Below are 15727 nucleotides of genomic sequence, written 5' to 3'. Positions count from 1 at the left end.
GGAACGCACAATGCGCCGCAGCTGGGCAGTATACTGCGCAATTCAACCGAGTGAGCAATATAGTGCACAAAGAAAATCCGCAACGAGCCTCGGTCCTGCAGCACGTCAGCCAGAACGTTCGTCGCCTGCGCCACGCCGCCGAGTTGAGTCAGACGGCTTTGTCCGAAAAGTCCGGCGTCAGTCGCCGGATGCTGGTGGCCATTGAGGCCGGCGAAAAGAACGTCAGCCTGTCTACTCTGGACCGCGTCGCCGAAGCCTTGGACGTGGCCTTCAGCGACCTGATCCAGGCCCCAGACGCCCGTGATCATAGCCGCATCAATGAACTGGCGTGGGCGGGGGACATCGACGGCAGCAAAGCCGTGTTGCTGGCCAAGGCCACCGCCCGGCGTGAAGTCGAACTGTGGGAGTGGCGCCTGGAACCCGGTGATCGCTATTGCCCCGATCCCGACCTGGAAGGCTGGAGCGAGCAGCTGTTTGTCTTCGAGGGGTGTCTGACCCTGATGTTGGGTGAGGAAGCACATCAGATCAGCGCCGGAGAGTTCTACATGTTCGCCAGCCACCAGCCCCATAGCTATCGCAATGACGGTGAAGTGGCGGCGCGGTTTGTGCGCAATGTGGTGATCTAACTGTTCACGAGGCAACAGTGGTTGGACACTTTGCTGGTTTGAGGCTACGTCAATTTCTATTTTTGTTATGTAGCATACTGATTTTATTGATAGTTAAATTCAGGCACGACTCCTGCAATTGCTCCGGTATCTCTCTGGAGCCTGGAGTCGGCCCATGTCAGCCCAACCTCTACACCCTGCTCATATCATTCGCACGGACGCCGAGGCTATCGCTGTCGCCACGGCATTGGCCGAGCGCTTCGCTGTTGACGCCAGCGTGCGCGACCGCGAGCGGCGCCTGCCCGTCGCGGAGTTGGACGAATTCTCCGCCAGCGGCCTGTGGGGCATCACCATTCCCAGAGCCTACGGCGGCGCCGAGGTGTCCTATGTAACGGTGGCCGAGGTGATCAAGTTGATCTCCGTTGCCGATCCCTCCCTGGGGCAAATCCCGCAGAACCACCTGGGCGTCGTCGATATTCTTCTGCAAACCGCCAGCGAGGCGCAGAAGCAGCATTACTTCGCCAAGGTGTTGCAGGGCTATCGCTTCGGCAATGCCTTCTCTGAAGCCAAGAGCAAGAACGCCGGGACCTTCGACACGCAAATCCGCTTTGACGGCGACAGCGCGCAGATCGACGGCGAGAAGTTCTACTGCACCGGCGCCCTGTTCGCCCACATCGTGCCGACCGTTGGCGTCAACGAGCAGGGCCACGCCTTTATCGCCTTTATCGAACGGGACGCCCCAGGCCTGACAGTGGTCGACAGTTGGGACGGCTTCGGCCAGCGCACCACCGCCAGCGGCGGCGTAACCCTCGACGGCGTGACGGTGCCGCTGAGCGCGGTAATTCCCGCTCACCTGGCCTTCGACCAACCCACCGCCAACGGCCCGATCTCGCAAATCATCCAGGCCGCCGTGGACACTGGCATCGCAGTCGGCGCGCTAGAGCAAGCCAAGCATTACGCCCGCCAGGCCCGACCGTGGATCGACAGCCAGCAGGAACACGGCTGGCAAGACCCGTTTACGATCGCTGCCATCGGCGACCTGGAATGGCGGGTCCATGGCACCGAAGCCATCCTCGCCAAAGCCGGTAAGGCGGTAGACCTCGCCCTGGCCGAACCCAATGAAGACACCGTGGCCAACGCCTCGTTGATCGTCGCCCAGGCCAAAGTGCTGTCGGCGCAAACGGCCTTGCTCGCCAGCAGCAAGCTGTTCGAGCTGGCCGGCACTCGTTCGGTATCGGGTAAACACAACCTCGACCGCTTTTGGCGTAACGCCCGCACCCATACGCTGCATGACCCGGTGCGCTGGAAATACCACCTGATCGGCAATTTCCTGCTCAACGGCGTCAAGCCTGCGCGCCATGCCTGGAACTGAGGAACCTATTCAATGAATGCACTGACGCAGCCCACCCCTTTGGACCAGGCCCGCCAACTGCTGGAGAGCACCCTGCGCTTTGTTCGAAAAAGCGACGATCCCTATGTGATCAGCCGTTTTGGCGACCTGCTGATTCGCATCGATGTCGCCGCCGCCTTGCTGAAGCGCGCCGAACTCATCCAGGCCCAGGGCCAGAGCACTGCAGAAATCGATGTGGCCTTCACCGAAGCCCAGATCGCCAGCAGCGAGGCCTTGCTCGCCGCCAGCAATGCCGAATTTGAACTGACCGGCCAGCGCACTGCGTTACCGCCGTCCCTTGATGACCCATTGCGCTGGAAATACCAGATTGTCGGCAACTACCGCCTCAATAACGTGGTGCCACCCCGCGTCAGGAGTGCTGTTTGATGTCCCGTGAAATTCGCTTGAATGCCTTCGACATGAACTGTGTCGGCCACCAGTCACCGGGCCTGTGGGCCCACCCGCGAGACCGCTCGTGGCAGTACAAGGACCTGGAGTACTGGACCGACCTGGCGAAAATTCTCGAACGCGGCAAGTTCGACGGGCTGTTTATCGCCGACGTGCTGGGCATCTATGACGTCTACAACGGCAACGGGGACGCGGCGATTCGCCAGGCCACCCAAGTGCCGGTCAATGATCCCTTGTCCTTGATCGCGCCGATGGCCCTGGTTACCGAACACCTGGGTTTTGGCCTTACGGCATCACTGTCCTTTGAACATCCCTATCCCTTCGCCCGGCGCCTCTCCACCCTCGACCACCTGACCAAGGGCCGCGTCGGCTGGAACATCGTCACCTCTTACCTGGAAAGCGGCGCCAAGAACCTTGGCCAGAAAGCCCAGACCGAACACGACGCCCGCTACGACTACGCCGAGGAATACCTTGAGGTTTGCTACAAACTCTGGGAAGGCAGTTGGGAAGACGGCGCGGTGCTGCGGGATCGCGAGCGGCGGATCTTCAGTGACCCGAGCAAGATCCATGAGATCCGGCACGTCGGTAAACACTTCCAGGTGCCGGGGATTCACCTGTGTGAACCGTCGCCACAACGCACGCCGGTGTTGTACCAGGCTGGCGCTTCCAGCCGTGGCAAGCAGTTTGCCGCCGAACAGGCCGAATGTGTGTTCGTCGCCGCACCGTCGAAAGTCCTGCTGAAAAAGACCGTCGCCGACATCCGCCGCCGGGCCGCCGAAGCAGGGCGCGATCCGAAGAAAATCCTGATCTTCAATTTGCAGACGGTGATCGTTGGCGAAACCGACGCCAAGGCCAAGGCCAAGTTCGACGATTACAAATCCTATGTCAGCTACGAAGGGGCGATGGCGCTGATCTCCGGTTGGACCGGTATTGACTTCAGCCAGTTCAAACCCGATGAACCGCTCAAACATGTGCACACCAACGCCATTCAATCGGCGGTGGAAGCGTTCTCCACGGCAGACCCGAACAAGGTCTGGACGCCTAATGAGTTGGCAGATTGGGTGGGGATTGGCGGTTTTGGCCCACTGTTTGTCGGCGGTCCCGAGACTGTTGCCGATCTGTTGCAGGAATGGGTTGAGGAGACCGACGTTGACGGCTTCAACCTGGCGTACGCGTTGACCCACGAGACCTTTATCGACGCCGTGGAACTATTGGTGCCGGAGCTGCAGAAACGCGGGGTGTACAAGACGGAATATGCCCAAGGCACGCTTCGCGAGAAGTTGTTTGGGGAAGGGGCACGGTTGCCGCAGAACCATCCAGGCGCCGGCTACCGAGACCTCAAAGCCACCGCTATCTAACTGCATTATCGTTCCCCCGCTCCGTGTGGGAACGATCATCAAATTCCGGCCAGCGGACCACCGCACGCTTAACCACCAATAGGAGCATTACCCCTATGAGCGTGCACGAACTCAAACGTGTGCTGGATGTGGAGTGGCCCGCCGAATGGGTCACCGTCTTGCCCAAGGCCCTGGAGCAGTTGCACCACTGGGCCCAGGTCACCCCGCTGCACAGCGCCTTGCGCCACAAGCGCCATGGCCAGTGGTATGCCTGGCGCTGGATCGATGCCCTGCGGGATGTCGAGCGCTTGGCCGATGGTTTGCGCCAGCAGGGCTTTACCGAATATTCGCGGCTGGCCCTGAGCGGTGCCTTCGAGCCCAACCTATTGCTGCTGGCCCTGGCCGCCCAGTCTATCGGCGGGCAGACGTTGACCCTGGCCGATGACCTGGAGCCCGGTGCCCTGCATAAACAGTTGTGGCGTATTCGCCCAACTCACGCCTATGTCCAGGGCCGCCAGCAATTGCAGCACTGGCTGGCGGTGGCCGGCAGCAGCGCGGCACCGCAGTTGTTGATCAGTGAGCAAGCAGCGCCGAGGAACGATGTGTTGGCGTTCGCTCAATTGCTCGGCCCTGTAGACCCCGCGCAACGCCTCAATCGCTGGTGGCAATCCAGCGCCGAGACCGCGCTGTGGAGCGAGGAGGGCACCCACTGGCAAGGCGGCCTGGCGGTGGTGCTGGAGCAATGGCTCGGCAGTGGCCAGAACCTGGCCTTCCCGGAGAGCCGCGCTTCGGCTCGGCGCGATCGCAGCGAAGTGGCACCCACCGGCTTGCTGTTATCCCCGGCGCGTTTGCAACAACTGGCCGATGAAATCGAAAGCCGCCTAGCCCCCCAGGGCACCTGGCGCCGACGTCTGTGTGACTGGGCCATCGCCCACCCGCAAAGCGGTCTGCGTCGGTTGATCAAGAACCGCGTGCGCCGGCTCCTGGGGTTCCAGCGCTTGCAGTCCATCTGGCAGGCCCCGAGCAACCGGCACAGTACGGCGACGCCCGAGTGGCTGGCCGAATTCAAACGAGAAATTGCATGAGCGAAACCATTCTCCAGGTACGCGACATCTCCCTGGCGTTTAAAGGGGTCAAGGCCATCAACGGCTTGTCCTTTGACGTACAGCGTGGCGAGATCTGCGCACTGATCGGCCCCAATGGCGCCGGCAAAAGCTCGTTGCTCAACGTGCTCAACGGTGTCTATCGCTTTGACGCTGGGGAGATCGTTTTTGAGCAGCAACACTTTCACCGCATCGACCCGCTGGGCGCAGCACGCCGAGGTATTGGCCGCACCTTCCAGAACAACGCGCTGTTCAAGAAGATGAGCGTGCTCGACAACATCCTCACCGGCCTGTCCCGCCATATGCGCACAAGCTTTATCGAACAGGCCCTCAGCTTGCCTCGGGCGCGCCGCGAAGCTGAAGCCTTCCGCCAGCGCGCCCAGGGAATCCTCGAGTTTCTTGAACTGCAAGCCCATCGCGATGTGCTGGTGGGCAACCTGTCCTACGGCCTGCAAAAGCGCGTGGAACTGGGCCGCGCGCTGATTGCCGGGCCGAGCCTGTTATTGCTGGATGAACCCATGGCCGGCATGAACGCCGAGGAGAAACAGGAAATGGCCCGTTTTGTCGCCGACGTGAACCGCGACCTTGGCACCACCGTGGTGTTGATCGAGCACGACATGGGCGTGGTCATGGGCCTGTCCGACCATGTGGTAGTGCTCGATTACGGGCGCAAGGTCGGTGACGGTACCCCGGCGCAAGTCCAGGCCAACCCCGACGTGATCGCCGCTTACCTGGGAGTGGCCACGCCATGACCTTCTTTTTCGAAACCCTGCTGGGTGGCTTGCTCGCCGGCACCATGTATTCGTTGGTCGCCATCGGCTTTGTGCTGATCTACAAGGCCAGCGGCGTGTTCAACTTTGCCCAGGGTTCGATGCTGCTGTTCGCGGCCCTGACCTTCGTCAGCCTGAACGATCAGGGTGTGCCGTTTGCCTTGGCGTTGTTGCTGACGGTGATGGTGATGATCGTCGGCGCCTTGCTGATTGAGCGTCTGGTGCTGCGGCCATTGGTGAACCGTTCGCAGATCACGCTATTTATGGCGACCCTCGGCCTGTCGTTCATCATCGAGGGCCTGGCCCAGGGTCTGATGGGCTCGCAAGTGCGCGCACTGGACCTGGGCATCGACGACGTGCCGCTGTTTCTCGGGCCCCTGATGCTCAGCCAGTTCGATCTGATCGCCGCCGCCGCTGCCGTGGTGCTGGTGACGGTACTGGCGCTGCTGTTCAACAAGACCCGCATCGGCGTGTCCCTGCGGGCGGTGGCCGATGACACCACTGCGGCGCTGTCCATTGGCATCAACCTCAACCGCATCTGGCAGATCGTCTGGGCGGTGGCCGGGATCGTTGGGCTGGTGGCCGGCTTGCTCTGGGGCGCGCGTCAGGGAGTGCAGTTTTCCCTGTCGCTGGTGGTGCTCAAGGCTTTGCCGGTGTTGATTATCGGCGGCTTTACCTCGATTGGCGGGGCGATTGTCGGCGGGCTGATTGTCGGTGCTGCGGAGAATTTGGCCGAGGTGTATATCGGCCCGCTGATCGGCGGCGGCATCACGCCGTGGTTCGCTTATGTCCTGGCCCTGGCCTTCCTGTATATCCGTCCCGCCGGCCTGTTTGGCGAGCGCGCCATCGAGCGAGTCTGAAGCCATGTCGATTCCTGTTGCCCATCAAACCGCGCCGCTGCAACTGATTCAGCGTCGCTTGCCCTGGGGCCTGATTGGCCTGTTGGCGCTGGCCTTTGTCGTCGTGCCGCTGTGGGGCAATGACTATTGGCTCAATGCGATCCTTATCCCGTTTTTGGTGCTGTCTTTGGCCGGGTTGGGCCTGAACCTGTTGACCGGCTACACCGGACAGACCTCCGTTGGCGCGGCTGGCTTCATGGCTGTGGGCGCGTTCGCCACCTACGGTTTTCTGCTGCGCCTGCCCGAACTGGGCCTGCCGGTAGCGCTGCTGGGCGGTGGCGTTATCAGCGCCTTGGTGGGGCTGTTATTTGGCCTGCCTAGTTCGCGGATCAAGGGTTTCTACCTGATGGTCACCACCCTGGCGGCGCAGTTTTTCCTGGAATGGTTGTTCGTCAAATTTTCGTGGTTCTACAACTACGGTTCGTCCGGGACCATTTCTGCGCCGAAGCTGGCGCTGTTTGGATACGACCTCAACACGCCGCTGGGCCGCTATCTGCTGACGCTGGTGACGGTGTTGCTGCTGACCTGGACCGCCGTCAACCTGGTACGCAGTCAGGTGGGCCGCAACTGGATGGCGATCCGTGACATGGATACCGCCGCCGCCGTGGTCGGCATTCCGGTGGTGCGCTACAAGCGCCTGGCGTTTGCCGTCAGCTCCTTCTACCTCGGCATCGCCGGCGCGCTATGGGCGTTCGCCTATCTGGGCACGGCCAGCGCCAGCAGCTTCGATATCAATCGCTCGTTCCAGATCCTGTTCATCATCATTATCGGTGGCATGGGCAGCATTGCCGGCAACTTTGTCGGTGCGGCATTCATCAGTTTGCTGCCGATCTTTCTCAGCCATGCCGGGCAGGCGCTGTTCGGTGGTTCGGTGGATGCCGGGCAGTTGCAGAACCTGCAGAAAATCATCTTTGGCGCGTTGATCATCGTGTTCCTGATCAAGGAACCCGAGGGCTTGATTCGCCTGTTGCACAACCTTCGCGAACGGCTGCGTCAGTGGCCGCTGCGTTTCTGAATCCGTCCTTATAAGAGAATTTCCATGCGTGCATCCTTGAAACGTTCCCTGGCCAGCGCAGCCTTTGCGCTGGCGGCATTGGCTGGCGCGGTGCCACAGGCCGTGGCCTCGCCCGACCAGCAATTCATTCCCCTGGCCACCTATCGCGTCGGCGCCTATGCCTCCAGCGGCGTGCAGGTGTGGGCCGGGATGATCGATTACCTGCGCTATATCAACGAGGTCGAAGGCGGCATCAACGGCGTCAAGTTGGTGTGGCAGGAATGCGAGACCGAATGGACAGCAGAGAAGGGCATCGAGTGCTACGAGCGCTTCAAGAATGGCCTGGACGGCGCGCCGGTTGCGGTTTACCAGCCTAACGGCGCACCGGCGGCCTACGCCCTGAGCGAACGGGCGGAAGTGGACAAGATCCCGCTGATCACCCTCGGTTACGGGCGCACCGAAGCCACCGACGGCACCGTGTTCCCCTATAACTTCCCGGTGATGCTGACCTTCTACAGCGAGGCCTCGACCCTGGTGAACTACATCGCCCAGCGTGAAGGTGGTTTCGACAAGCTCAAGGGCAAAAAAATCGCCACGGTTTATCACGATTCGGCTTACGGTCGGGAAACCCTTGGGCCGTTGAAGTTATTGGCTGAGAAGTACGGCTTCGAGAATATCCAGATCCCGGTGGCCGATCCCGGCAACGAGCAGTCGGCGCAGTGGCGCCAGGTCCGCCAGGCCAGCCCGGACTGGGTGTTCCTGCGTACCTGGGGCGTGTCGACGCCGGTAGCGGTGAAGACCGCCGCGCGTTTTGGCTTCCCGGTGGACCATATCATCGGCGATATCTGGGCCAGCTCCAGTGAGGACGTATTGCCTGCAGGCGCTTCCGCCAAGGGCTACCTGGCGTTGACGCCTTATCCGGCGGGCGCGGATTTTGAGATCCACAAGCGCCTCAAACAATACGTTCTCGACAAGGGCCACAGCGATCTCAAGGACCTGAAAAACTTCGGCAGCGTCTACTACAACTCAGGCCTGGTGAACGCCGCGGTGGCCGTGGAAGCGATTCGCACCGGCCAGGCCAAGTTTGGCAAGCGCCCGCTCAACGGTGAAGAAGGCCGCTGGGGGCTGGAGCACTTGAACATCGACGACGCGCGCCTCAAGGACATGGGCTACCTGGGCCTGATGCAAAATCTCAAGCTGTCCTGCAGTGACCATGAAGGCGGCGGTTCGGCGCGGGTGCAGCAATGGGACGGCGCCAACTGGACCCTGGTCAGCGACTGGATCGCCGCCGATCGTGCGCTGTTGCGCCCGCTGATCGACGAAAAATCTGCCGCCTTCGCCAAGGAAAAAGGCCTGACGCCGCGCACCTGCACCGGGGGCCAATAAGCCATGAGCCAGCCCGCCGCTGAACCTGTGAGCCAGACCCTGCTCGGGGTCAAGGACATCGAAGTGATCTACGACGGCGCGATCCTCGCCGTGGCCGGGGTGTCCTTGAGTGTGCCCAAAGGCGCTATTGTCGCCTTGCTCGGCGCTAATGGTGCCGGTAAAAGCACCACCCTCAAGGCCATCTCCGGGTTGGTGAGAGCCGAGCGGGCGGAGGTCAGCCGGGGCGTGATCGAGTATCAGGGGCGCAATCTGGCCGGGGTCGATCCCAGCCAGCGGGTGCGCCAGGGCATGGTCCATGTACTGGAAGGCCGCCACGTGTTCGGCCAGTTGACGGTGGAGGATAACCTGCGCAGCGGCGGCTTCGTGCGGCGCTTGAGCCGCAAGGATATGGAACAGGACCTGGAACGCATCTACGCTTGGTTCCCTCGGCTCAAGACCAAGCGCCATACCCGCGCCGGATTGACCTCCGGCGGCGAGCAACAAATGGTCGCCATCGGCCGGGCGTTGATGACCCGTCCTACTTTGGTACTACTGGACGAGCCGTCGATGGGTTTGGCGCCTATGATCGTCCAGGAAATCTTCGAAATCATCGGGCAACTCAATCGGGATCAGCAGATGAGTTTTTTGATCGCCGAGCAGAATATCAACGTCGCGCTGAACTATGCCTCTCAAGGCTACGTGCTCGATACCGGGCGGGTGGTTCTCAGCGGCAGCGCCAGTGAGCTGCTGGCGCGGGGCGATTTGCATGACATCTACCTGGGCAGACAGTAAGGGCGCATTTGATGACTGAAACTGAACGCGGACAGGCGACGAGCGCCATCCGCAACGCCGATGTGCTGGTGATTGGCGGTGGCCTGAGCGGCACCTTGCTGGCCGCGCAACTGCTGCGCCTGCCGGGCAAACGGCAGATCCTGATCATCGAGCCGCGCAGTGAACTGGGGCGCGGCGAGGCCTACAGCGCCGTGGAGCTGGGGCACACCTTGAACGGCAACGCGGCGCGCATGAGCGTCGATCCGGACAACGCCGATGATTTGACCCAATGGCTGACCGAACACATCGCGGCGGGCGGTTGGCCGGAGTCGGACCAGCAACATGTGCCCGTCAGCGAGCTGTTCCCGCCCCGGGGGATTTTTGGGTTGTATGCTCAGCAACGATTGGCTGAAGCCCAGGCGCTTTCGCAATCAACCGTGGAACATATTCGCGCCGAGGTGATTGATCTTCAGGTGGATGAAGATTCGGCGCTGCTGACCTTGAGCGATGGCCAGCAACTGCGCGGCGCCTTTGCTGTTTTGGCCACCGGCATGTTCCCTGCTGCCCGTACGCCGCAGACCTCCTCCTGCGGCTTGAATGCGGCAGCCGTCGACCCGTGGGACGTGCAGGCCATGACCCAACTGGACCCACCATCGACGGTGCTGATTATCGGCTCCGGCCTGACGATGGTCGACGCCGTGGTGTCTTTGGAACAGTCCGGGCATCGAGGGCCGATCGAGGTGTTTTCTCGCCATGGTTTGCTGCCCCATGTGCGCCGGCAACCGCCGAGCTGGGTGGACTTCCTTGGCGAAGACCATCGCCTTCGCAGCCCTCGGCAACTCCTGCGTGAAGTGCGCCGCCAGTGCCAGGAGGCGCTGGAGCAAGGCATCGATTGGCAAGCGCCGCTGGATACCGTGCGCTCCCATATCGGCCGCCTGTGGAGCCAGGCCAGCGAGCGCCAGAAGCGCCAGTTCGTGCGTCATGTACGGCCCTGGTGGGAAAGCCATCACCACCGCTCGCCACCCTTGAGCGCCGAACTGGTGGCGCGCCTGCACGGGGAAGGGCGGTTGCGCATCCAGGCTGCCTCGTTCAAGGGGTTGGAACCGTCCCAGGCGGGTGAAGTGACCATCCGCCTGCGCCGTCGCGGTGAGCAGGAAACGATGCAGGTCAGCGGTGCTGCGCTGATCAACTCCAGCGGTATCGAATACGATTGGCGCCGGGTGGCTCGGCCGTTGCCTCGGCAACTGCTGGCGCGTGGGTTGATTCAACCGGGGCCATTGGCGCTGGGGATTACGGCGGATACGTCAGGCGCCGTGCTCGATGCCCACGGTCAGGTTAGCCAGCGCCTGTTTGCCATGGGGCCGCCGCTTAGGGGCATGTGGTGGGAGAGCACGGCAGTGACCGATGTAGCGAGCCAGGCCAAGGCGTTGGCGACCCGGCTGGCTCAAGGCGCTCCGGCTAATCTCGCGTAGGGGCGGCGGGGATGGGGGCGCCCACCTTTACAAACCCCGGCTTGAGCCCAAACACTTCAACTCCCTCGGAAGTGGATTGCCCTGTGGTCACCGTCACCCGCTCCACCGGCTTATCCATTGCCGCCCGATACTCCACTGACACCCCAGTAGCGTCGCGGTTGATCGCCTGGACCGGGACGATGATCGCTTGGTCATTGCTGTAGGTGACAATGGTCCGTCGCGCGCTCATGCCCAGGCGCACCCGCTGCAATTGCTGCGCAGTCAGTTTGGGGATCGACAGCGTTACCGCAAACTGCGCGCTGCCCTGGCTGTCACTGGCGATGGCCAGGCCGCTGACCACGCTGACGGTTGCGCTCAGGCGCTCGCCGTCGAAACCATCGCCCATCACTTCTACCGCCTGGCCCTGGTGCAATTGGTTGATGTCCAGCTCTGAAACCTTGGCGACGATCTTCAGCCGTTCGATATTTGCCAGCCCGAACAGCACCTGGCCCTGGCCGACCTTGCTGCCGACCTGCACCGGTGCGCTGCTGTTGCCCCCGCCTTGTGGGCTATTGCTCCCCAGCGCCGGTACGGCGATGCCGGAGAGCGGTGCTTTGACCTCCTTGCCATCAAGCGGGATACGCAAGGCGTCGTATTTCACTGTGGCGTTGGTCAGCTCCATATCGGCAATCTGCCGGTATTCGCCCTTGCCCTGATCGATGGCCTGTTGCAGTTCGCCGCGTGCCGCTACCATGTCCAGCTGTTGCTGCTGGGCCTGCTGCTTGAGGTCGTCCAGTTCGTTGCGCGCGATGATGCCGCGCTTGAACAGGTTTTCGCTTTCGGTGAGTTTGCGCTGGGTATTGCCGGTAGACATCTCGGCAGTACGCAGGCTACGGCTGACTTGCTGGCCGCTGTCCCAGTCCTGCATTTCCTACACCGTTCGCCGGGCTTTGAGCTGGGCGGAGAGGGCTTCGCGTAGTTGTATTTCGAGGGTCGCCGGGTCCATGCGCAGCAGCATCTGGCCGGCGTCCACACGTTGGCCCTGTTCCACCAGATTAGCTTGCACGTTGCCATCGAACGGCGCAGTGAGGGTGAGGGTGGTGTCGGGCTCGATCTTGCCCACCAGGCCGATCTGGTGCACCAGTGGATCGGTCTTTACCACCAGCCACTGCTCAGCCCTGCCGGTTTGATCAGCGGCGGGGCTTCGATAGCTGATGACGGTTATCCCGGCGCCCACCAACAGCACAATCATCGCGGCGCCCAGCAGGCGTTTTTTATTAGTAGTCATTGAGGGCGATTTCCCAACTTTCCAGTGTCATGCCCAGGGTCAGCTCGAGCTGGGTCTGGGCATTTAAATAGGCAATCAGTGCGTTGAGCCGCGAGTTTTCGGCGTTGCGCAGGTCGGCTTCGAAACTCAGCACCTGGAAGTTGGTGGAGCGTCCGGTGCTGAGTTTGTCCCGTTCAATCCGCGCGCGGACTTCGGCCTGGCGGGTGCTGATATCGCCGATGGGAATCTGCACCTGGATTGCGGTATAGCTGTCCCAATGTCGATTATTGGTGTTGCCGAAGTCGTTATTGGACGCGTCGCGCAGCTGATTGGCCCCGGCCACCAAGTCGACCTGCCAGCGCCCGGAATCCTTGGCCATTACCAGGTTGAGGTCGGCCTGCTGGCTGCCGAGCAAGGTGGCGAGGTATTCCGGCTGCTGGTTCTGCGCCAAGTTGAAGGCCTGGTGTTTGTCGATGTCCATGCGCGAGGCCTCCAGGGCTTCGGTGGCGGGATGGGTGTCGACAGGTCCAGGGCCAACAGACGCAGCAGTGCCAGACGGCTCATGCCCAGTTGGTTCTGGGCTTCTTCCACGCCCAGTTGCTGGGTGGCGATGTCTGCTTCGGTCTGGACGATTTCGAACTCGGCCATGCGCCCGGCATTGATCAGCGCCTTGTTCACGTCCAGCAACGTGTTGGAGCGCTTCAGCGCCTCCTGGGTGATGCTCAGTTGTTCCTGGGCGCGCAACAGCTCCCGGTAGGTAGCGATGATCTGGCTAATGGTTTGCGCGACGTTGGCCTTGAGGTTCAAGCGGTTGGCCTGCTCCGACAGACGTGACAGGCGCAGCGGAGCAGTGGTGGCGTCCCAGCCGGCACCGCGCATCAGTGGCTGGATAATTGCCAGGTCCAGGCCATGCTCCGCCGCGTTCCGTACTCACCGAGCAGGGTGGCGGCGGGTGCCAGGTTGGCGTTGCGGGCGCGGTCATCGGAACCTTGGGCGCTGCGGTAATAACTGTTAAGCATCAGCTTGGGGTTGAAGGTGTCTTCGGCTACCCGCAGGTCGAATTTTTGCGCCACTCGTTGCAGGTAGGCGCTTCGAATACCGGGGTTGTTGCGCAAGCCCAGATACACCGCGTCCCCAGCGTCAGGGTTGTGATCTGCGCATTGAGGGACACGCTGCGATCGTAGGCGCTGCGGGTAGTGGTTGGGGCCGAAGAGCGGATCACCACGTCGGCCGCAAAGCTGGGCAGGCTGACCAGGGCGATCATCAGCAGCAGCCGTTTATTCATCGCGCAAGGCCTCTACGGGCTGCAACCGTGACGCCGAGACCGCCGGGTAAATACCGAAAAACAACCCCACCAGCAAGGTGATACCCACGCCCAGTGGCAAGGCGGCGACGGCCAGGGAAAACTGCCAACCCGATAGCCAGGCGTAGAGATAGGCAGCGGTCATGCCCACTACTGCCCCGCACAGGGCACCGACGGCGGTGAGGGTCACCGCTTCCAGCAGGAACAGGTTACGGATGTCGCGCTGGCGGGCGCCCAGGGCCATACGAATGCCGATTTCGCGACGGCGCTCGGAAACGTTCATCAGCATTACGTTCATCACCCCGACACCGCCTCCTACCAGGGAGATAGCGCCCAAGGCCAGCAATAAATAGGCGAAGGTGCGACTTTGCCGGGTCATGCCGTCGATAATTTGCTGGGGCACCTGAATGTCGACATCGTGGTCGGTGAGCTGGGTTCTCAGGGCTGCTGCGGCGTTTGCGGCGATGCGTTCCATGTCCTGCCCCGGCGTGGCGCGGATAACCACGTTGCTGACCTGGGGCGCGGAATAGATGCGGCGCATGCCCTGGGCGGGAATGAACAGCGATTCGTTGGCCTGCACTGGAATCAGCATCGACCGGGGCTGGTTGTGAAGAATGCCGACGATCAGGAACAGGTAGTCATTGATTCGCTCATGGTCGCCCAGTTGCAGTGGGTCGCCGGGAACACTCAATGCCTGAGCGGTCTGGTCGCCGATCACGGCGTAGGTTTCGCCAGCGTCAAACTTGGACAGGAAGCGCCCCTCACGCAGCGACAGGCGCATGGCGTCCTTGAGGTCCGGGGTGCTGCCGATCAGGCCGGCGTTGGCGGTGCGACCCTGGAAGACGACAGGCCCGCTGAACGACGAAATTGCGCCGATATGGGCGATTTCCGGCACGGCCTTGCGCACCGCTTCCAGGTCCAGGCTGGGGGGCATCGAAACGCTGCTGCTGCCTTTGGGGGGAAATTGCGCCACCAGGGTATCGGTGCCCATGTCCTTGAAAATCATCGCGGCATCTTCGGCTGCGTTGTGGCCGATATTGATCAGCGCCACCACGGAGGAGCTGCCGATGACGATGCCCAACAGGGCCAGGATCGAGCGCTTGCCCAGGGTTCGCAGGCTGACGAGCGCCTCGTGCAGCAATTGGCTCAGGCTCTGTTCGACCCGCAGGCTCATAGACGTCCGGCCTCTTGCACCACGCCGTTGCGCACCAGGATCTTGCGATTCAGGCGTTCGGCGATGTGTGGGTCGTGGGTGACGATGATCAGCGTCACCTGTTGTTCGCGGTTGAGGGCCAACAGCAGGTCCATGATCTGCTGAGCAGTGTGGCTGTCGAGGTTACCGGTGGGTTCGTCAGCGAGGATCACTGACGGCTTCCCTACTAACGCTCAATCGCTACCCGCTGGCGCTGGCCGCCGGACAAGTCGGCAGGTCGGTGGTGGGCGCGCTCGGCCAGGCCTACCTGGTCGAGCATGCGCAGGGCTTGTTCGACCGATTCGTGGCATGACACGCCGCGGTAGCTCAGGGGCAGGGCGACGTTGTCGAGGGCACTGAGGCGCGGTAGCAGGTTGAAACTCTGGAAGCCGAAGCCGATCTGCTGATTACGGATCGCCGCCAATTGGTCGGGGTTGGCGCTGAAAATATTGTGGCCGGCAAAGCGGTATTGACCGCAGTCGGGCAGATCCAGCAGGCCGAGGATATTGAGCTGGGTGCTTTTGCCGGAACCGGAAGCGCCGAGGATGCCGCAGCTGTCGCCGCTGGCGATAGACAGGCAGACATCATTGAGGATGGACAGGTGTTGCCCGGCCAACTGGTAGCTTTTGCCGATGCCTTGCAGGGAAATGAAGCCTGGGAGCGTGGGGGCCTCTGTCATCATGACTACGCCTGCAGTCTCGACGCTCCTCCTACGCTCCCGAAAATTGTTGTAACAAGTTCAGGCGCTGCCTGGCATGCGTCACGGACTGGTTTTATTTCTTGTTTTTAAAATATTGTTTGAATAGTAACCTTGATCTACTCGCTTCGCCAGCCAGAGAGATAGAGCGGTTTCACCTGTCGAAAATGGGACA

The 15727-nt window shown here is 61.8% G+C and carries 12 protein-coding genes and 3 pseudogenes; 11 read left to right on the top strand and 4 right to left on the bottom strand.

Annotation, left to right across the window (positions count from 1 at the left end):
- Positions 1-62: 62 nt before the first annotated feature.
- The 11 genes from AAEZ06_RS14240 (at position 63) to AAEZ06_RS14190 (ending at position 11114) form a co-directional block, all read left to right on the top strand.
- On the top strand, positions 63-626 hold the full coding sequence (locus tag AAEZ06_RS14240) for a helix-turn-helix domain-containing protein (RefSeq protein WP_149412686.1): 564 nt from the start codon (positions 63-65) through the stop codon (positions 624-626).
- Between the two features lie 154 nt (positions 627-780).
- Entirely contained in the window at positions 781-1977 is a 1197-nt protein-coding gene (locus AAEZ06_RS14235) for an SfnB family sulfur acquisition oxidoreductase (protein WP_149412685.1), read from the top strand.
- A 12-nt stretch (positions 1978-1989) separates the two neighbouring features.
- The gene (locus AAEZ06_RS14230) at positions 1990-2382 is read left to right on the top strand and encodes an acyl-CoA dehydrogenase (protein WP_350614882.1); all 393 of its coding nucleotides are present in this window, start codon (positions 1990-1992) and stop codon (positions 2380-2382) included.
- Positions 2382-3761: an LLM class flavin-dependent oxidoreductase gene (locus tag AAEZ06_RS14225; protein ID WP_149412683.1), complete on the top strand. Its 1380-nt coding sequence runs from the start codon at positions 2382-2384 to the stop codon at positions 3759-3761. The genes AAEZ06_RS14230 and AAEZ06_RS14225 overlap by 1 nt, the downstream gene beginning before the upstream one ends.
- 95 nt (positions 3762-3856) lie before the next feature.
- Positions 3857-4825, top strand: a complete 969-nt coding sequence (locus AAEZ06_RS14220) for an acyl-CoA synthetase (protein WP_350614880.1) — start codon at positions 3857-3859, stop codon at positions 4823-4825.
- Positions 4822-5595, top strand: a complete 774-nt coding sequence (locus AAEZ06_RS14215; protein WP_350614878.1) for an ABC transporter ATP-binding protein — start codon at positions 4822-4824, stop codon at positions 5593-5595. Before AAEZ06_RS14220 ends, AAEZ06_RS14215 begins: the two co-directional genes overlap by 4 nt.
- Positions 5592-6473 carry a branched-chain amino acid ABC transporter permease gene (locus AAEZ06_RS14210; protein ID WP_350614876.1) on the top strand — a complete coding sequence of 294 codons (882 nt, stop codon included), beginning with the start codon at positions 5592-5594 and terminating at the stop codon, positions 6471-6473. The genes AAEZ06_RS14215 and AAEZ06_RS14210 overlap by 4 nt, the downstream gene beginning before the upstream one ends.
- A 4-nt stretch (positions 6474-6477) precedes the next feature.
- Positions 6478-7527: a branched-chain amino acid ABC transporter permease gene (locus AAEZ06_RS14205; protein ID WP_350614874.1), complete on the top strand. Its 1050-nt coding sequence runs from the start codon at positions 6478-6480 to the stop codon at positions 7525-7527.
- Between the two features lie 24 nt (positions 7528-7551).
- Positions 7552-8892, top strand: coding sequence for an ABC transporter substrate-binding protein (locus tag AAEZ06_RS14200; RefSeq protein ID WP_149412678.1), 1341 nt, complete (start codon positions 7552-7554; stop codon positions 8890-8892).
- Positions 8893-8895: 3 nt separating this feature from the next.
- A complete protein-coding gene (locus tag AAEZ06_RS14195; RefSeq protein WP_149412677.1) occupies positions 8896-9663 on the top strand; it encodes an ABC transporter ATP-binding protein in 768 nt (255 codons plus the stop codon).
- Between the two features lie 11 nt (positions 9664-9674).
- Positions 9675-11114, top strand: coding sequence for an FAD/NAD(P)-binding protein (locus AAEZ06_RS14190; protein ID WP_149412676.1), 1440 nt, complete (start codon positions 9675-9677; stop codon positions 11112-11114).
- Here the strand turns inward: AAEZ06_RS14190 and AAEZ06_RS14185 are convergent.
- From AAEZ06_RS14185 to AAEZ06_RS14170, 4 genes and pseudogenes are all read right to left on the bottom strand, one after another.
- Positions 11101-12381: pseudogene (locus tag AAEZ06_RS14185) on the bottom strand (efflux RND transporter periplasmic adaptor subunit). The gene AAEZ06_RS14190 and the pseudogene AAEZ06_RS14185 overlap by 14 nt on opposite strands.
- Positions 12371-13645: pseudogene (locus AAEZ06_RS14180) on the bottom strand (TolC family protein). The pseudogenes AAEZ06_RS14185 and AAEZ06_RS14180 overlap by 11 nt, the downstream one beginning before the upstream one ends.
- A complete protein-coding gene (locus AAEZ06_RS14175) occupies positions 13638-14837 on the bottom strand; it encodes an ABC transporter permease (protein ID WP_149412675.1) in 1200 nt (399 codons plus the stop codon). Before AAEZ06_RS14175 ends, AAEZ06_RS14180 begins: the two are co-directional and overlap by 8 nt.
- Positions 14834-15534 (bottom strand): annotated as a pseudogene (locus tag AAEZ06_RS14170) (ABC transporter ATP-binding protein). Before AAEZ06_RS14170 ends, AAEZ06_RS14175 begins: the two are co-directional and overlap by 4 nt.
- Between the last annotated feature and the right edge of the window lie 193 nt (positions 15535-15727).

This window comes from Pseudomonas sp. HY7a-MNA-CIBAN-0227, assembly GCF_040310325.1.
Classification (GTDB): Bacteria; Pseudomonadota; Gammaproteobacteria; order Pseudomonadales; family Pseudomonadaceae; genus Aquipseudomonas.
Note: the sequence above shows the minus strand (reverse complement) of the source record. Positions and strands in the feature narration are given on the sequence as shown.

Coding starts and splice junctions, on each gene's coding strand:
- AAEZ06_RS14235 (WP_149412685.1), top strand. CDS start 781: ATGTCAGCCCAACCTCTACACCCTGCTCATATCATTCGCACGGACGCC.
- AAEZ06_RS14230 (WP_350614882.1), top strand. CDS start 1,990: ATGAATGCACTGACGCAGCCCACCCCTTTGGACCAGGCCCGCCAACTG.
- AAEZ06_RS14225 (WP_149412683.1), top strand. CDS start 2,382: ATGTCCCGTGAAATTCGCTTGAATGCCTTCGACATGAACTGTGTCGGC.
- AAEZ06_RS14220 (WP_350614880.1), top strand. CDS start 3,857: ATGAGCGTGCACGAACTCAAACGTGTGCTGGATGTGGAGTGGCCCGCC.
- AAEZ06_RS14215 (WP_350614878.1), top strand. CDS start 4,822: ATGAGCGAAACCATTCTCCAGGTACGCGACATCTCCCTGGCGTTTAAA.
- AAEZ06_RS14210 (WP_350614876.1), top strand. CDS start 5,592: ATGACCTTCTTTTTCGAAACCCTGCTGGGTGGCTTGCTCGCCGGCACC.
- AAEZ06_RS14205 (WP_350614874.1), top strand. CDS start 6,478: ATGTCGATTCCTGTTGCCCATCAAACCGCGCCGCTGCAACTGATTCAG.
- AAEZ06_RS14200 (WP_149412678.1), top strand. CDS start 7,552: ATGCGTGCATCCTTGAAACGTTCCCTGGCCAGCGCAGCCTTTGCGCTG.
- AAEZ06_RS14195 (WP_149412677.1), top strand. CDS start 8,896: ATGAGCCAGCCCGCCGCTGAACCTGTGAGCCAGACCCTGCTCGGGGTC.
- AAEZ06_RS14190 (WP_149412676.1), top strand. CDS start 9,675: ATGACTGAAACTGAACGCGGACAGGCGACGAGCGCCATCCGCAACGCC.
- AAEZ06_RS14175 (WP_149412675.1), bottom strand. CDS start 14,837: ATGAGCCTGCGGGTCGAACAGAGCCTGAGCCAATTGCTGCACGAGGCG.